Source organism: Dryocola sharpae (genome assembly GCF_051307055.1).
Taxonomy (GTDB): domain Bacteria; phylum Pseudomonadota; class Gammaproteobacteria; order Enterobacterales; family Enterobacteriaceae; genus Dryocola.
The window spans coordinates 1,757,396-1,772,933 of sequence record NZ_CP149994.1 but is presented as its reverse complement, the minus strand read 5'-3'; the positions used below and the strand labels follow the sequence as shown (position 1 = coordinate 1,772,933).

The 15,538-nt window shown below is 48.6% G+C and carries 13 protein-coding genes and 2 pseudogenes; 9 read left to right on the top strand and 6 right to left on the bottom strand.

Annotated features, from left to right (window positions below; translation table 11 throughout):
* Positions 1-99 precede the first annotated feature (99 nt).
* Positions 100-597, top strand: a complete 498-nt coding sequence (locus tag WLO31_RS08490; protein ID WP_435930013.1) for a GNAT family N-acetyltransferase — start codon at positions 100-102, stop codon at positions 595-597.
* Positions 598-609: 12 nt separating this feature from the next.
* Here WLO31_RS08490 and WLO31_RS08485 read toward each other — a convergent pair whose 3' ends face one another.
* A complete protein-coding gene (locus WLO31_RS08485; RefSeq protein WP_435930012.1) occupies positions 610-1,569 on the bottom strand; it encodes a LysR family transcriptional regulator in 960 nt (319 codons plus the stop codon).
* A gap of 95 nt (positions 1,570-1,664) precedes the next feature.
* On the opposite strand from WLO31_RS08485, the gene WLO31_RS08480 reads away from it, so the two are divergent.
* The 3 genes from WLO31_RS08480 to WLO31_RS08470 all read left to right on the top strand — a co-directional run bounded on the left by WLO31_RS08480 (position 1,665) and on the right by WLO31_RS08470 (position 4,121).
* Positions 1,665-2,879, top strand: coding sequence for an MFS transporter (locus WLO31_RS08480; protein WP_435930011.1), 1,215 nt, complete (start codon positions 1,665-1,667; stop codon positions 2,877-2,879).
* 106 nt (positions 2,880-2,985) lie between these two features.
* Entirely contained in the window at positions 2,986-3,228 is a 243-nt protein-coding gene (locus WLO31_RS08475; RefSeq protein ID WP_121267865.1) for a DinI family protein, read from the top strand.
* A 350-nt stretch (positions 3,229-3,578) separates the two neighbouring features.
* On the top strand, positions 3,579-4,121 hold the full coding sequence (locus WLO31_RS08470) for a hypothetical protein (RefSeq protein WP_435930010.1): 543 nt from the start codon (positions 3,579-3,581) through the stop codon (positions 4,119-4,121).
* 26 nt (positions 4,122-4,147) lie between these two features.
* On the opposite strand, the pseudogene WLO31_RS08465 reads toward WLO31_RS08470, so the two are convergent.
* Positions 4,148-4,426: pseudogene (locus WLO31_RS08465) on the bottom strand (DUF4942 domain-containing protein); the annotation flags it as partial.
* A 382-nt stretch (positions 4,427-4,808) separates the two neighbouring features.
* Between WLO31_RS08465 and WLO31_RS08460 the strand changes: the two are divergent.
* Positions 4,809-5,285 carry a MarR family winged helix-turn-helix transcriptional regulator gene (locus tag WLO31_RS08460; protein WP_435930009.1) on the top strand — a complete coding sequence of 159 codons (477 nt, stop codon included), beginning with the start codon at positions 4,809-4,811 and terminating at the stop codon, positions 5,283-5,285.
* A 74-nt stretch (positions 5,286-5,359) separates the two neighbouring features.
* Here the strand turns inward: WLO31_RS08460 and WLO31_RS08455 are convergent, their stop codons facing one another.
* A complete protein-coding gene (locus tag WLO31_RS08455) occupies positions 5,360-6,040 on the bottom strand; it encodes a hypothetical protein (protein WP_435930008.1) in 681 nt (226 codons plus the stop codon).
* Between the two features lie 10 nt (positions 6,041-6,050).
* A pseudogene (locus WLO31_RS08450) lies at positions 6,051-6,338 on the bottom strand (porin); the annotation flags it as partial.
* A 377-nt stretch (positions 6,339-6,715) separates the two neighbouring features.
* On the opposite strand from WLO31_RS08450, the gene WLO31_RS08445 reads away from it, so the two are divergent.
* Positions 6,716-7,162 (top strand): hypothetical protein, encoded by a 447-nt coding sequence (locus WLO31_RS08445; RefSeq protein WP_435930007.1) that lies wholly within the window; start codon positions 6,716-6,718, stop codon positions 7,160-7,162.
* Between the two features lie 293 nt (positions 7,163-7,455).
* Positions 7,456-8,649, top strand: coding sequence for a multidrug effflux MFS transporter (locus WLO31_RS08440; protein ID WP_435930006.1), 1,194 nt, complete (start codon positions 7,456-7,458; stop codon positions 8,647-8,649).
* Between the two features lie 413 nt (positions 8,650-9,062).
* Here the strand turns inward: WLO31_RS08440 and WLO31_RS08435 are convergent, their stop codons facing one another.
* A complete protein-coding gene (locus WLO31_RS08435) occupies positions 9,063-11,087 on the bottom strand; it encodes a glycosyl hydrolase 115 family protein (protein WP_435930005.1) in 2,025 nt (674 codons plus the stop codon).
* 407 nt (positions 11,088-11,494) lie between these two features.
* Here WLO31_RS08435 and WLO31_RS08430 point away from each other — a divergent pair, with 407 nt between their 5' ends.
* Positions 11,495-12,967, top strand: coding sequence for an MFS transporter (locus WLO31_RS08430; RefSeq protein ID WP_435930004.1), 1,473 nt, complete (start codon positions 11,495-11,497; stop codon positions 12,965-12,967).
* 86 nt (positions 12,968-13,053) lie between these two features.
* On the top strand, positions 13,054-14,154 hold the full coding sequence (locus WLO31_RS08425; protein ID WP_435930003.1) for a porin: 1,101 nt from the start codon (positions 13,054-13,056) through the stop codon (positions 14,152-14,154).
* Positions 14,155-14,392: 238 nt separating this feature from the next.
* Here the strand turns inward: WLO31_RS08425 and WLO31_RS08420 are convergent, their stop codons facing one another.
* Positions 14,393-15,535, bottom strand: coding sequence for a glycoside hydrolase family 88/105 protein (locus WLO31_RS08420; protein WP_435930002.1), 1,143 nt, complete (start codon positions 15,533-15,535; stop codon positions 14,393-14,395).
* Between the last annotated feature and the right edge of the window lie 3 nt (positions 15,536-15,538).

Sequence of the window (15,538 nt, the reverse complement as noted above, 5' to 3'; positions counted from 1 at the left end):
AGCGGCAAATAACATAGAACTGGCAAAAGTAAGCTTTTATGATGAGCCACATGTTCCGCCAGTTCATAAATAACAGGCAACATACCTCAAAGGAGAAATATGAATAAGGTATCTCTGATTCCGGCCGGAAAACATCGCAACATTGTAGAGAATTTATTTAATTATTACGTTTACGATCTGGCGGAAACAGGGAAGTGGCCGTGCGGGAAAGATGGGCGCTACAGCTATAGCCCATCGCTGCTCGATCCTCACTGGCTACGGGACGATCATTGGCCCTGGCTTATTTATTGTCGTGGAGAGCTGGCCGGTTTCTGCTTGCTCAGACGCTATCCTTTAAACCTGGCGCGGTACGATATCGATCAGTTTTTCGTATTAAAAAAATTTAAGGGCCAGGGCGTCGGGAAAGCAGCGTTTCGCGAGGCGGTTTCCGGCAGACCGGGGCTGTGGCAAACGCGAGTCCTGCTGGAGAACGAGCCTGCTCAACGCTTCTGGCGCTCGGCTATCGGTTCGCTGACAAAAGGCGTTTATCAGGAAGCAATTTTACCTGACGGTGATCTGCCCATGCTGTTTTTTCACTATCAAATCCCTTCTTCCTGATTCGCCCCCTCTTTAAGCCTGAGCGTCTTTCCCCTTTGTCATCGGAGGCCTTGTCCCGGTAAGGCCGGGCATCACTTCTTTCATCAGGTCAATAAATTTTCGCAGACGGGCCGGATAGTAGCTGGCGTAAGGATAAAGCAGATAAATTGGCAGCGGCGCGGCCTGCCAGTCCGCCAGTACATGCTGCAGGGCGCCCTCTTCCAGATCCGCTTTAAACATCCATGAGGAAGCCATTGCGGCCCCAAGCCCGTTCAGTGCCGCCTTACGTACCGCGTAAAGACTATCGGTGCTAAGCCTGGGCGAGATGTCAAACCGGAAAAGCTCACCGCGAACCCTGTGGTGAAGCGTGATTTCATTGCGATAAAAAGTGCTCAGCGCAATCCACGGCAGGCGCGCCAGATGAGCCACTTCTTTTATCAGGGGGTTGTCTGCCAGTAATGATGGCGCGGCGACAATGATGCGTGGCACCTCCGCAAGCAACACCGCCACTACGTTAGGATCGGTAACCGGCCCGACATGAATCGCGCAGTCAACGCCTGCGGGAATAAAATCTGGTGAATGGTCATTAAGTATCCACTCAATGCTAATCTGCGGATAGCGCTGCAGGTAGTCCCCCAGCGGCCCGATGAGCTGATCCTGGCCAAAAGCGTGCGGCGCGCGAACGCGCAGCACGCCGACTGGCTCATCCCGTACCCCGCTCACCTCATCTTCCATGATCTGCCAGTGCTCAATGAGCCTGCGCGCATGCTGATAGCAGCGCTCGCCGTCGTCCGTCAGCTTCATGGTATGCGTCGTGCGCTGAATTAACTTTACGCCGAGCAGTTGCTCCAGCGTTTGCAGACGGCGGCTGATGGTCGGCTGCGAAGTTCCCAGCTGCGCGGCCGCGGCTGAGAGGCTGCCGCTTTCCGCAATGCGCACGAACGTTTGCAGGATGGTTATACGGTCTGCTGGCTGACTGATATTTTTCTTCATACGTAAAGTGTATAACAGTTTTACCTCCGCGGGGGCTACAGCATCGTGCCGGAAACGACAAGAATGAGCGTACATTCACCCGTTCGGAGCGAGCCATGAACCAGCTTTCAGCATTACAAAACGTAGACACAGCGGCGGAGAACGCGCTGTCGGGCAAAATTGTTTTTCTCCTCGCCGCAGGCGCCGGGATCGGCGTCGCCTCCATTTATTACAGCCAGCCGATGTTAGGTATTATCGGCGCGGCCTTTAAGGCAGGCGTCAGCGATATCGGCCTGGTGCCGATGCTGACCCAAATCGGCTATGCGCTTGGTATTCTTCTGCTCGCCCCGCTGGGCGACCGGTTCGATCGCCGCCGCATTATTCTGGTGAAAGGCTCGCTGTTGTCCCTCACCTTATTGCTTTGCGGATTTGCCTCCTCCTGGCCTCTGCTGCTGCTCAGTAGCCTGGCTATCGGGCTGGTCGCCACCGTTGCGCAGGATATTATTCCCGCCGCCGCAACGCTCGCCCCCGACAGCAGCCGGGGAAAAACGGTCGGCATGGTGATGACCGGGCTGCTGGCCGGTATCCTGCTGTCACGCGTGTTTAGCGGCGTGGTGGCGGAGCTTTTCGGCTGGCGCAGCGTATACGCTATTGCCGCTGCGGCCGTGGAGATCGTGACGTTGACCCTCTGGCGCATGCTGCCCTCCTTCCGACCTGAAACAACGCTGCGCTATCCTGCGCTGCTGCGCTCCCTGGGCAAGCTATGGCTGGACTATTCTGCCCTGCGCCGCGCCGCGCTGGCGCAAGGCCTGCTGTCGGTGGCCTTCAGCGCGTTCTGGTCAACGCTTGCGATTATGCTCGCAGAACGCTATCAGCTGGGCAGCGCGGTAGCCGGCGCTTTTGGCCTGGCGGGGGCCGCAGGAGCGCTTGCTGCGCCGCTGGCAGGCACGCTGGCGGACCGACGCGGCGCGAACTTTGTCACCAGGATCGCCGCGGCCATTGTGGTCGTCTCTTTCGCTATGATGTTCACTCTGCCGCTGCTGCCGGTACCCGCTCAACTGGCGGTAATTGTATTAAGCGCGATAGGGTTCGATCTGGGTATTCAGGCATCTATGGTTGCGCATCAGTCGATTATTTACGCCATCAATCCGGCAGCCCGCAGCCGTCTGAACGCGATTATGTTCACCGTGGTGTTTATCGGCATGGCGACAGGCGCGGCGCTGGGAAGCACGGTGCTGGAAAAATTCGGCTGGGCGGGGCTGGTTTCACTGGCAACGCTTGCCGCAACGGGCGGCCTGGTCATTCGTTTACTGACCCGTGCTGACAAATAATACTGTCGGGAGCCGCAGGCTCCCGCTTCTTTTCATACGATAGTGCTTGCCCTTGCTCCCGAGATTTATTACTGTATATAAATACAGCTTTATGAAAGGTTTATCAATGTACGTTGAACTGGTTTACGACAAACGAAACGTGGCGGGTCTGCCGGGCGCAAATGAGAAGATCCTTGCTGAGCTCACCCGCCGGATGCAGTCGCTTTTTCCCGAGGCCGAGGTAAGAGTGAAGCCGATGCAGGCCAACGCCGTCAACAGCGACTGCACCAAGAGCGAAAAGGAAAGGATCAATCGTCTGATTGAAGAGATGTTTGACGAAGCCGATTTCTGGCTGGTTACCGAGGAGTAGCAATGCGAAAGACAACCCTCGTCCTGATTGTGGTCGCCATCGTCGTCTGGTTAGCAAGTCAACAAGGCTGGATTTGAGCGGAAGAGATGGTTCAAAAACAACCTTCAGGTATTGAGCCATCGTTTAATACGCTTTTTCGACTTTTGCTGGCCTGAGAGATAACACTCCCTCTCTGAGCGTGGTCAGGCGCACGGAGATAAAAGCCCGGAATATTTATGACTGCTCCTGCTTTAAAGAGCTTTCTATATATTCGATCAACAAAATCACTCTCCTGTTAAAAAATAAATCTTCCTGCCGCGGGAAAAATTATTTATCGTACGAAAAATTATAATTATGAACGGACTTCAAATATGATTAATCGTGATTTCGATCATCTGGCGACTTTACTTCATACGTTTTTCACCCGCAATGACATCAGGCAAAAGCTGAACATCATCGATCAAAACAATATCTCCGGATGGGAAATCTGGATGCAGATTGAGTTTGCCAATCTGCTGGTTTCAACCGGGCATGAGTGGTGGCGCGAGCAGGCGCTGGAATGCGATCGGCGCCAAAAACCAGCACGCAGCACGCTACGCACAGATTTCCTGCTACGTAAAAAAGGCTGGACGTTGGATTCTTATATTGCCCTGGAGGTAAAGCAAAATAACGATCCTACCACCTGCATCAGAAATATGATTCTCGATCTTGAGAAAACGGCAAAAATAAAACGCTCGGAAATTGAACTACGCAGCTTCTGGACTCTCGGTGTAACCCGTATGATAGAACCCGAAAGGCTTAATCTGTTAATCGACAGATATCTCCACAATAAGTATTACCAGACCAAAGCCCGGGATAAGCATGTCCTTTTAGTACCCATAGAGCAAACGCCTTTTTGCTATATTGTGATTTAAAAAATATAAATAATTAAGCAAGCGCTTTACGGGATGTCATTCATCTTTTCTATCAGCTCCAGGCGCCTGAACGTTAAACGGGCAGTTCCCTTCTGAAAGTAACGAATGCTGAAGAATCCATCTTCGTAGATTTCCTTTACCGGGTTATCACGAATATGCTCCATCAACCGGGTAGAGATATCGCCACGGTTGTCAGGAGCAGGTTTGCCATCCAGCAGAAACAGCATTCTCTCCAGGTCTGCCAGTTGATCCCGATGCCCCCAGTTCAGGCTAAATCTCCGGCGACTGTGGCTCACGAGATTTCGGAAGCACATTCGGTAAAGGCAATCTCACGGGGAATATTTGCTCCTGTCTGGCCGGGCGTAGCAGCCGTTGCTTTACTGCAGTACAAACGGATTCAGGTGTATTATGCATCATGCAGGTGTTCGTGCGTGACATAACGGGTCCTTAACCAGCTGCATTAACGTAAAACAGAGCAGCTGAATCAGGCAATTTATTGTTATATAAGTAAAAAAACGTTAAAATACCGGCCGTAAGCTTTTTATCTTTTACAGAGAGGCTAACGGGGCAGCTATGATTCTGTACTGTTTTTCGTATCTTATTATACATGCGTCATAATCAATGTGTGCGGTCATAACCAGCATACAAATTACATAACTGAGAGCGGGATCGTCAGTTATGTAATCGATGATTTCTTATACAGATAAGAACAGTGAGGTAAATTTGCCAGCAAAAAATAGCGATCGTGCAGCTTTACTGAGGGAACTGGCCGATACGATACTTCATATCGCACGAAAATTGCACACGCATACGTCCCATAATCCATCGGTTGTTCCTCTCAGTAATCTGGAAAGTTTGTTGCTTATGAAGATTGAACGGCAACCCGGGATGTCGCCTTCAGAACTCAGTCAGTTACTGGCTCTCCGTTCCAGTAATACAGCTGCCGCGCTTCGCGGACTTGCAGAAAAAGGAATGGTGGTGCGCCAGCCAGATCCCAGAGATAAACGTGTGACGCAGCTTTACATTACGCCGACCGCCGCTGATTCTATCATGACGGTGCATCGTGGCTGGACAGAGCTTCTGAAACAGGCCGACATTCCGGATGAGAAATTAGAAGATACCGTTAATGTTCTGATAATGCTTGATAGTTCTCTTGAAGAATAATCCCAACAGTTATATATGATCTGCCAGCATATTTCTGGGAAGGCTATCAACAACGTTATTTTTTCTGAAACGATTCAGGGCATTTTCGTTATTTCGTTAACAGCCGAAACAGCATTTTCCGTGTAAATCATACGTTTCAGACTATCGGGGTGTATACCGAGCGTAAGCATGCCAACAGCAAACGAACGACGTAGAATATCGGCCGTGATAGCAAAACAAAAGTGAACGCCATCCATTTGTGCCCGGCTGACGGCGTTATTAATCCATTCCTCGGCTTTAACGCTATTTATGGCCCAGAGAGGACGATTTTTCTTTGCGATATCTTTTGGCGTATGTACGGATATTAACTTTCTGAGCTGCATGACGTAACCCTCGTTTACAAGAGGGATGATGTGCTCTTCCCGAGCCGTTTTGTTCGTGTCTTTAATTTCCCCGTTATGTCTTTTCCCGGAGCTGAAATAATGAAGACAGGGATATCTGGTGTTTAAGACAAAGGAGGACGGAGTCAGAGCGCCAGCCATGCTGATACCGATCCCCGTATTGGCTAACGTTGCAATAAACATCTTTTGGTTTAAATCGGTTGCATAATGCAGAAGCATGGTTATTTCGGTTGCTAAGAGATACGCCGGACATCCGCACGCCATGCTCCGTTGACGAAAATCAGCATCAGACAGCACACTGGATTTTCGCCCTGTTCTGACGGCATGGAAAATACCCGGAACGTCCTTCAGGGTCAGCAATTTGTTGACTGTCATAACATAACCTTTAATTCCGGCCTGCTATCACGCCGGTCCGGGTTCTCCGCATATTATGCGAGCGGAACTGGAAGATCGGACCCAGCGCCACGATTCCGTCGGTGGAATTACCGGCACTGCGGGTGAAGGCATTTTCATCCAACAAGTTGATTTTATCCTCAGCTAACGCCCTCATATTTTTATTGAAATAATACGATGCGTCGACATCCCCATATTTCATATTATCCTCATCCCCCTCTCCTTCAATATCTTTCCCTTTCGATTGCAGGTAAGCGCCAGAAGTCTGCAAGCCGAATTCAGCAATACCATGACCGGTTAGCAACTCATTTACCTGCGTTTCTCCTTAAGGCCAAATCGCACATAAGCTTGATCGCCCTGCGAACGTTTATCAGCAGAAAAGTCATACATCCCCTGAAGCTTTCCTTACGGACCCAGCTTGTTACCGTCTTTACTACAGATTTCTGCTGCCTGCGATCTACCCGCAATCATCAGCGCGGAAGCTAAAATGCCGGTTGTCTGAATTTCATTTTATTCTCCGTTTAACGTTAATCCCCACTGCCTGAAAGGATTATTCAGCCCTGCCTGTTTCGACATCGGGAACACCCCCTTGCACAGCGCAATTACTGCTGATATTATAGCTATATTAACATAGCTAAATCAAAAAGGAATACCTGAATGCCCGGGAGTCACCATCAAAGCCATAGACGCCCCGATTCGGTGAAGCCCACTCCGGATCTCTCTGGCACAGCCGGAAATGACGATCTTTCCCTGACGGCACTTGAATGCCTTCTGGTTCTTAAAGCCTATAAAAAACCGGGGATCGTCACATCTCTACTGCCGGAAATGCAGGGAATTGATACTGAAAATATAAAAAATTGCCTGCATAACCTTATAGATAAGGGGCTATTACAGGACAAGTACAGGGCCGGGAGCGAAAGCAGATATTTTGCACTGAGTGCCAGAGGAGAGGAGGCCGTTGGAAATATCAGAGCAACATGGAAGGCGCTGATGGGGCAGCCATCAGTCTCCGTAATGGATATCTGTACAGCGTTAGATGTTCTCACCTTGCTGGATCCGCAGGGAGCTTATAAGACAGCACGTCAACTCCGTCAGTACAACTGAATATCATCCTGATAAAGAGGCCGGCAACATTTTCAAAAAGGTCAGCTTCATATATTTCATCAGGAAACAGTAACGCTATGCCCTGTACGCTCCCGGTAGTTTGTATAAGTCCGTTGCTGGCTACCTGCGATTGCACCTCGTTTCTGCTGGCTTACCTCGCCAGCGTGGCCGCTCAGAAATGACATGAGGTCATATCGTAATTCAGTGCAAAAGCAGGCTGTCCCACGCCATCCAGGTAAGCAAGAACAATCATCTGAATGACAACTTTATTTTAATCAGCAGGTACCCGTTAAATGACGCAAACAAGACATAAATATATTGCCCCGATACTCGGAACGATTGGGGCGCTTGGTCCCTTAGCCATTGATATGTATCTCCCCGCGATGCCCCAGATTGCCGCTGAACTGCACGTTGGAGCCGGGGAAGTCCAGTTCAGCCTGATGAGCTTTTTTAGCGGGCTTATGGCAGGACAATTATTTTACGGGCCGGTGTCCGATCGTACCGGGCGTAAGCCCATGATATATACTGGCCTGATTATTTTTATTATAGCTTCTCTGGGCTGTGCTCTTGCAGAGAGCGCGGGCCAGCTTGTGGCCTGGCGTTTCGCTCAGGGCATCGGCGGCTCCATTGGCATGGTCATTGGTCTGGCAATCGTTCGCGATTTGTTTAAAGGCAGGGAGGCCGCAAAACTTGTCGCCCTGATAATGATAGTGACCGGTGTCGCGCCGATTATTGCCCCGCTGCTGGGCACCAGTATCCTGGCGGCAGCCGACTGGCCAGCACTCTTTATTGTCCTTGCCGTTTATGGCCTGGTTTGTCTGGTTCTGGTCGCAACGCTGCTGCCTGAAACCCGTCGCGAAGCGTTCAGGTTAACCAGTAATCCACTGACGGCGCTGCATCAGTATGGACGGCTGCTGCGCAGCCGGAATTATATTTCGTATGCATCAGTACAGGCGTTAATTCAGGCGGGATTCTTTGCGTATCTTGCCGGCTCGTCATTCATCTTTATTTCACTGTATGGCATGTCTCCCTCCAGCTTCAGTCTAATTTTTGCGGTCAATGCCATAGGCATGGTCGGTGGTTCACAACTGTCACCTCGTATGCTGCGCTGGTTTTCTCCAGGAACCATCATTCGTTCAGCGTTGATCGTTAATATAATTATTGCAGCGGCATTGCTGTGGCTGGAAAAAGAGGGACAGCTGACGCTACCCATGATGGCAGCAGGTCTGTTTCTTCTGATTTTTGCCATGGCTGTTGTTATGCCAGTCAACGGCATGATGGCGCTTGACGCCTATGATGAAATGTCGGGAACGGCAGCAGCATTAATGGGAGCAATGCAGTTTGGGGCAGGTTCCCTGGCCTCATTTATTGTTGGCGTAATGGCGGATGGTACTGCAAAACCCATGCTGATGAGCATTACTCTGTGTGGATGCGTTGCCTGCCTGATCGCCTGGTTTGCCTTTCCTGACCGCAGGGCTAAATCCTGAAAGAGTTTTCGTTGCGCGCTTTATCCGATTCTTTATGAATGCATAACTCTGTTTGCCGGTCGGTTTAGATTTAATGAAAAAATCAGTATTCATCTATACACGCTGGGTATGCAGGTAGCCTTGCAAAAGATATTTTTATTTATCGATGATTTACTAAGAAATAAGTTACCAGTGAGAGGAGCCGGATTTAGAGAAGCCCGCGTTAGCGGGCTACTTAGATTTTTGCGAGCCGTTGAGAGGCCCGATGAACAAGCCATATGCGTTGATTGAATAAAACACGAAGACAAGGATCCCTCTCTGCCGCGTTTAACACCGCTTTTTATGTCCCTTTAAGTACCCGTTACTGCACAGCGATACGGTTACTCAGGTACGGCATAACCCCGTTAACGGAGGTCATGCCGTAACGACAATTATCAGCCAGCAGTATTAATAACCCCCTCCAGTTTTTCCGCCAGTAGCTCATCGGAAAGGTGTTTATGAAAATTCGTCAATAAAGCCACAATCCCTTCGGACTGAGGCATAAGATAGCGTTTCTGCCAGCCGTAAAATGGTTCTTCTTCACGTGTAATTCGAATATAACTTCTCAGCGCTTCAAGACATTCAACGGTCAGCTGAACGTTGGTCAGGCAGTCATTGCTGAAAAAGGTTTCCCATTTTCCCTTTTCAGAAATGGACATTGCCGCAAGACCTTTTCGGAAAGCGCAGAGAGCACGATGAATAAAGACATAGCTGCTGACATAATCTTTCTGGCGATAAGCCTCGAAAGCCCGGCAAAAAAGCACGGTTCCCTGACAACCGGACTGGTGGATCCGAACAAAAAGCACCAGGTTATTATAGAATTCCTCTTTTTCTTTTTCGGTGCTGAGGCTAAGCATTGCTTCTTCACAGGCGGCCAGCAGTGAATCCCATTTAGCGGCCGGTTCTTCACACATCTTCCGGATATAGCGAACCTGTTCCGGCAATGGCTGTTCACCCGTGAGCCAGTACAATAAAGACAACGGCTCTGAAGTTTCGTTTTTCATCCACGCTGTGAGTATATTTCGGACCGTGTAGTGATAAATCTGCTCTCCGGCATGTTCATCATTATGCGAACCAAACTTTACGTGGCAGTCGGCGTATCGTTGAAAGAGAGGCTTAACCAGTTCCACATCAGGCGTGACAACCCTTGAAATAAATTGATCAGTTAAATCAGCGAAGTTGGTCTGTCCCGTGAGCCACCACTGACGAAGCAAATCGAGATATCTTGTATGCATCCGGATATTGCCAGTATTCACAATAAACAATTTATCAGCCTGATGATTGAGGATCTGACAAAGCTCGTCAGCCATAAATTCAACAGAATTCGGGAGCGGCGTAAGATGATTTGAGGCCTGCAAATCATAAAATGCTACGTGATAATAAATCCCATGGCAGCCAGAATCTGTTTCTGCTGGCAGTGAATACAACCGTGGATTATGGTTCCACTGCCTCCTTGATACCATTTTACCAAAACCATTATCTGCCCAGATGCGAATGACGGGTTCAGGAATGGTAATCAGCCCCTTCTGGTATAGCTCCAGAACTTCACCATAAAGGTTGGTACAACATACAGCATCAGGAATAGCGCTCTTCACCATTTCGAACTGCAGCGCAATAATTTCACTGATCACTTTGCCCCGGCCGGCTTCATCGGCATAGCGTGGATCGTCCTCCCAGAACGGGCGATCTCCCTGCCCGCGGAAACCCAGCGTCCAGATTATTTTTTTATCCTTTTGTGTTTCAATGGCGTCAGCCCAGATTTTTTCAAATAAATGCTGACCTTCTGGCCACTCCATTTTTGTATCAGGCCAGACCCTGCAAAACATTTCTGCCCCCAGAGGCTCCGCGTGATGGTGGGTGATCTGAAGGCCAACCCTTAAGGCCAGTGCGCGGTTACGCTGACTGTTGATATCTGTCCCAGGAATAACCACATTACCACCACAACGAAGCAGCGTTTCCAGGGCTCTTTCCCATTTATCCGGGCACGTCCATCCTTCCAGCAGGACTTCATCATTAATAAACCAGCCGCGGTAACGGATTCTGGAAGGGGCTGAACAATAGGATTCTCTGGGGATCTCCACGGCGTTACAAGGTTTAAGATTCTCATGCCAGAACCAGAACGGGTCAATTTTCAGCCATCTTGAACTGATATCAAGGAGTGCGTAGATAGCCCCTAATTCGTCTGACGCTGAGATTAAAAGCGTCCCGGGAACCGGAAAAGTCACAGTCCATGCTTCTGGCGCACCCGCGCCGGTCAGCTCGACAACAATACGGCTATGAACAGCGGCTATCTCAGGGCTGCGGATAACTGCTTTCAGATCTCTGTGCAACCATTGCCTGGCATACTCCACCCCTGACGCGTTAGTTTTAAGAGTGATTTCCGTATCAGGTGTTAACAAAAATATTTTATCAGAATGCATAGGTACCTCTTTTTTAAGCTTTTATTGAGCAGAAGGGGCTGTTTCCCAAGCCGGAAGCAGGACATCATCTGCTTACTAGTATGGCAATACTAGCATGTGGTACCGATTACATTAATGCGTCAACCTCACACTTTCTACCACCGGGAAGGGGTTATTATAATATAATCTTTTAAAATCAATAAATTACATTATTTAATTTTAGCGATAAATTCCAAGCATTGTAATAAATAACGGAAAGTATGTGATGAACATCACTTTTCAGGGATTTGGTCTTTATTTAAAATTTAACTTTATCAATAGGTTATAATTTATAAGGCTGAAGTGTGATCGCTACGATAGATGTAACCGATACCACTTACTACTATGCATACCTTCATTTCTACCATACTAGAATATAGAGGTGTTACATGCCCAGTTCACGACAGGTCAAGTTCCGCAACATACTTTGTTGGGGATCCGGTGACTTATTCGGTGGAGGAACGCAGACGGTTATCGGGTTGTGGTTGTTTTTCTTTTATACTGAAGTTGCCGGTTTGTCCGCGGCACAGGCTGGTGTTATTTTTGCTATCGCGAAATTCTGGGATGCCATTACAGATCCCATCACCGGATATTTTACCGACCATGTCAGAACCCGCTGGGGACGTCGCCGCGTATTCTTCCTTTTCTGCGCCCCGATGGTTCTCACCTTTGCCTTAATCTGGATATCAGGGTTTGGCTTCCTCTATTACCTACTGACTTACATGCTTTTTTCGACAGTGCTCACCCTGTTGATGGTACCTTACGATACCCTGCCTGCTGAAATGACGTCTGATTATGATGTGCGTTCTAAAATGTCGGGTACCCGCATGCTGTTTGCTCAGGTTGGATCGTTTATGGCCGCCTTTATTCCGGGCCAGATCCTGAGTGCGGTTCCGGATAAAGAGCATGCGTTCCTGATCACCGGCATTGTCTTTGCTGTCATTTGCACTATCCCGTGGATATTTGTTTATAAGGGAACCTGGGAAAGGGAAAATCTTCCCGAAGTTAAAAGAGAAGAAAATTTATTTAAATCGCTGGTTGGCCTCTACAAAGAGATGCTTTCCACCTTCAAACTGAAAACTTTCCGTACCCACCTCTGCATGTATGTCGGAGGTTCCGTGGGGCTGGATATTTTTGGCGCGCTATTTATTGTCTACCTTCTGCTCATCCTCAAGGTCAGCGCGGCGATGGGGTCCACGGTCATGAGCGTGATGACATTCTTTCAGTGTGTCGGGATCCCCCTGTTTACCTGGTTATGCATGCGCTACGGCAACGCCAATGCTTACAAAGTGGCGATCGGCATGATTGTGGTGAGTCTGGTCTGTTTTCGGTTGATGACACCTTCCATGCCCGGCCTGACGTTATGTATTCTCGGAGGTGCCGTTGCGTTAGGTATTGCCCGTGGCGGTACTTATATGATCCCATGGAATGTGTACGTATTCCTGCCTGATGTGGATGAAGCCCTTACCGGACGTCGACGCGAAGGTATCTATGCTGGCGTAATGATGCTGATGCGTAAAGTTTGCCAGGCACTGGCTATGATGGTGGTAGGATTTGCACTTGATTACTTTGGTTATCAGAAAGGTATGTCCAGCGCGAGCGCTGAAACCCTGGAAGGTATTAAGCTGGTCTTTATTGCCGGTCCGGTAATCATGGCCTGCCTGGCTATTTATGGCACATTCCGGTTTAAATTAAATAAAGAAAATCATCGCATCCTGACCACTGAACTGGAACGCCTGCGTAGTGGCGGAAAACTCGAGGATGCCGATCTTCATACAAAAGAAGTTATTGAATCCCTGACAGGGTATGCGCATGACAAAACATGGGGAAACACAAAAAAATCGGTATTAGCTACTCAGTAAAATAATATAGTTTAATTAAAAATCAGGATGTCTGTTCAGGACATCCTGCCTTAACAATACGCGTAATTAAAATAACAAGGTTCAATATGAACAAGTTACAGGTTAAAGTTAATACACTTACTGTTGCACTGGCTTGTTTTTGTGCATCTGCATATTCGGCGGAGATTTATAATAAGGACGGGAACAAACTGGATTTGTACGGAAAAATCGATGCGCTTCATCAGATCAGTGATAATAAAAACGTGAATGGTGATGCGACTTATGTTCGTCTGGGTTTTAAAGGTGAAACACAAATTAATCAGCTGCTTACCGGATACGGCCAGTGGGAATATCAATTAAATGCTAATCAGGCTGAGGGTGCCGGTAGCAATACTGGCGTTACCCGCGTGAGTTTTGCCGGATTATATTCACAAGAATTTGGTTCTATTGATTACGGCCGGAACTATGGTGTTGTTTATGACATCGCAGCATTTACGGATGTTTTGCCGGAGTTTGGTGGTGATGCATATGGTATTGATAATTTCATGTTCAAACGTACAAGTAACTTGCTAACCTATCGAAACGATACGTTAGTGGAGGGAATCAAGATTGTACTTCAGTATCAGGGAGAAAATGGTGGCGCAGGTGAAAGCAATAACAGCCGGGGAGTATTGAGCCAGAATGGTGAGGGTTATGGCGCCTCCCTGATTAAGGAATGGGATAACGGTCTGAGCATTGGCGGGGCTTTTTCCAGCTCAGGTCGTACTCAGGATCAAAATGAAATGACTTATGGCCATGGTGACCGGGCAACTGTGTATCGTGCTGGCCTGAAATATGATGCGAACCAGATTTATCTGGCAGGTACGTTTACCGATACACACAATGCCACTCTATTTGGTAGCAGCAGTAAAGAGGTTTATGGTTTTGTCAACCATGCTCAGATCGTCGAGCTCACCGCGAAGTATGTTTTCGATAATGGTTTTGTTCCTGTGGTATCTTATCTTCAGACGAAGGGGAAGGATCTTGAAGATTATGATGAAAAGGATTTGCTAAAATATCTTGCGGTTGGCGCCGCCTATTATTTTAATAAAAATATGTCTACCGCTGTGATGTATAAATTCAACTTCCTTAAAGATAATGATTTCACAGACCGTAGCGGTATTAATACAGATGATGTTCTGGCTCTTGACTTAGTTTATCAGTTCTAAAGTTAATTGCTGATTTACCCCTCGAGAATCATTAACCGAACCACAGTAAATAAAAGCTCGCTTTATGTTCGACAGATGGCGAGCTTTCATTTCAAATATCATAGGGGCTTAAATTAACAAGCCCGGCTATCGTCACACCAATAATCAATTGGCTATAAAGGACTGCAGCTTCCGGTTCCTCTGCTCTATATGCAGAAACATTTGCCGGCTGTGTTGCGCAGCCAGCAATATCTTTCGCTTAGAGATACACCCGCAAATATTCTGCCAGACACAATATTGCCATCGCCTGACCATAAGGCATCGAAGTCAGCGGGATCTGGCGGTAATATTCCAGGTCCGGCCCCATTTCAGTGCCAAAGGATGACTGTGTTAACTCCCCCGCCTCATTAATATGCTCAACCACACCGCGAACGGCTTTGTGCGCAACTTCCGCGTAAGAGGCATCAATGTAGCGTTTACGCACCGCTTTGAGGATGCCATACGCAAAGCCCGCAGTAGCCGAACTTTCCAGGTAAGAGTCTTCGTCGTCCAGCAGCGTATGCCAGAGGCCGCTTTCATCCTGTAGCTGCGCCAGAGCGGTTACCTGGCTGTTCAACACCTCCAGCAAATAACGTCGCGTCGCGTCGTACTCTGGCAGATCCAGCAGTTCGATAAAATCCGGGATAGCCACCGTAAGCCAGCTGTTTCCCCTCGCCCAACGTGCGCGTGAGAAATTATGGTTGCCTTCAAACGTCCATCCGTGAAACCACAGGCCAGTCTCCTTGTCCATCAGATATTGGATATGGGTCAGAAACTGAAACTTAGCTTCCTCAATAAATTCCTGACGTCCCATCAGCTTGCCGATTTTAGCCAGCGGCATCACCGTCATCATCAGGGTGTCATCCCACAGTTGCTGATTGTTTTCCTTATGAATAACCACGTGCTGGATGCCCCCTTTTTCCGTGCGCGGCATTTCATACATTACCCACTCCGCCCATCGTTCGAGCAGGGGCAGCCAGGCGGGGTTGCGGGTCTCTTCATAGCGACAGGCCAGGGTCAATAACGGGCAGACAGTATTAACATTTTTGGTCGGAGTACCTTCCGCCAGCCTGGCGCTGAACCAATCGTCGATGACTGCACGCATGAATGCATCGCCTGTCTGCTGGTAATACTGAAAAATGCCATAGAGACCAACACCATGCGTCCATTCCCAGCCCGCGGACCATCCTTTGGCATCTATGATGCGCCCATCGTCCAGATGCAGAGCAAACTCCCCCGTCGTATCTTTGATGGCGATCAGATTGTTTGTCACTTTATGGATCAGCGCTTTTAGCTTATCGCGCGAAATGAAGTATTCCGGCTGGCGCAGCAAGGCGCTGTGTTTAACGGGAAAAATCGTCATAGT

What these genes read in the sequence shown, in the direction of transcription:
- WLO31_RS08480 (WP_435930011.1), top strand. Translation starts at nt 1,665, where the DNA reads ATGAACCAGCTTTCAGCATTACAAAACGTAGACACAGCGGCGGAGAAC.
- WLO31_RS08475 (WP_121267865.1), top strand. Translation starts at nt 2,986, where the DNA reads ATGTACGTTGAACTGGTTTACGACAAACGAAACGTGGCGGGTCTGCCG.
- WLO31_RS08435 (WP_435930005.1), bottom strand. Translation starts at nt 11,087, where the DNA reads ATGCATTCTGATAAAATATTTTTGTTAACACCTGATACGGAAATCACT.
- WLO31_RS08440 (WP_435930006.1), top strand. Translation starts at nt 7,456, where the DNA reads ATGACGCAAACAAGACATAAATATATTGCCCCGATACTCGGAACGATT.
- WLO31_RS08485 (WP_435930012.1), bottom strand. Translation starts at nt 1,569, where the DNA reads ATGAAGAAAAATATCAGTCAGCCAGCAGACCGTATAACCATCCTGCAA.
- WLO31_RS08460 (WP_435930009.1), top strand. Translation starts at nt 4,809, where the DNA reads ATGATTTCTTATACAGATAAGAACAGTGAGGTAAATTTGCCAGCAAAA.
- WLO31_RS08470 (WP_435930010.1), top strand. Translation starts at nt 3,579, where the DNA reads ATGATTAATCGTGATTTCGATCATCTGGCGACTTTACTTCATACGTTT.
- WLO31_RS08430 (WP_435930004.1), top strand. Translation starts at nt 11,495, where the DNA reads ATGCCCAGTTCACGACAGGTCAAGTTCCGCAACATACTTTGTTGGGGA.
- WLO31_RS08455 (WP_435930008.1), bottom strand. Translation starts at nt 6,040, where the DNA reads ATGACAGTCAACAAATTGCTGACCCTGAAGGACGTTCCGGGTATTTTC.
- WLO31_RS08425 (WP_435930003.1), top strand. Translation starts at nt 13,054, where the DNA reads ATGAACAAGTTACAGGTTAAAGTTAATACACTTACTGTTGCACTGGCT.
- WLO31_RS08420 (WP_435930002.1), bottom strand. Translation starts at nt 15,535, where the DNA reads ATGACGATTTTTCCCGTTAAACACAGCGCCTTGCTGCGCCAGCCGGAA.
- WLO31_RS08490 (WP_435930013.1), top strand. Translation starts at nt 100, where the DNA reads ATGAATAAGGTATCTCTGATTCCGGCCGGAAAACATCGCAACATTGTA.
- WLO31_RS08445 (WP_435930007.1), top strand. Translation starts at nt 6,716, where the DNA reads ATGCCCGGGAGTCACCATCAAAGCCATAGACGCCCCGATTCGGTGAAG.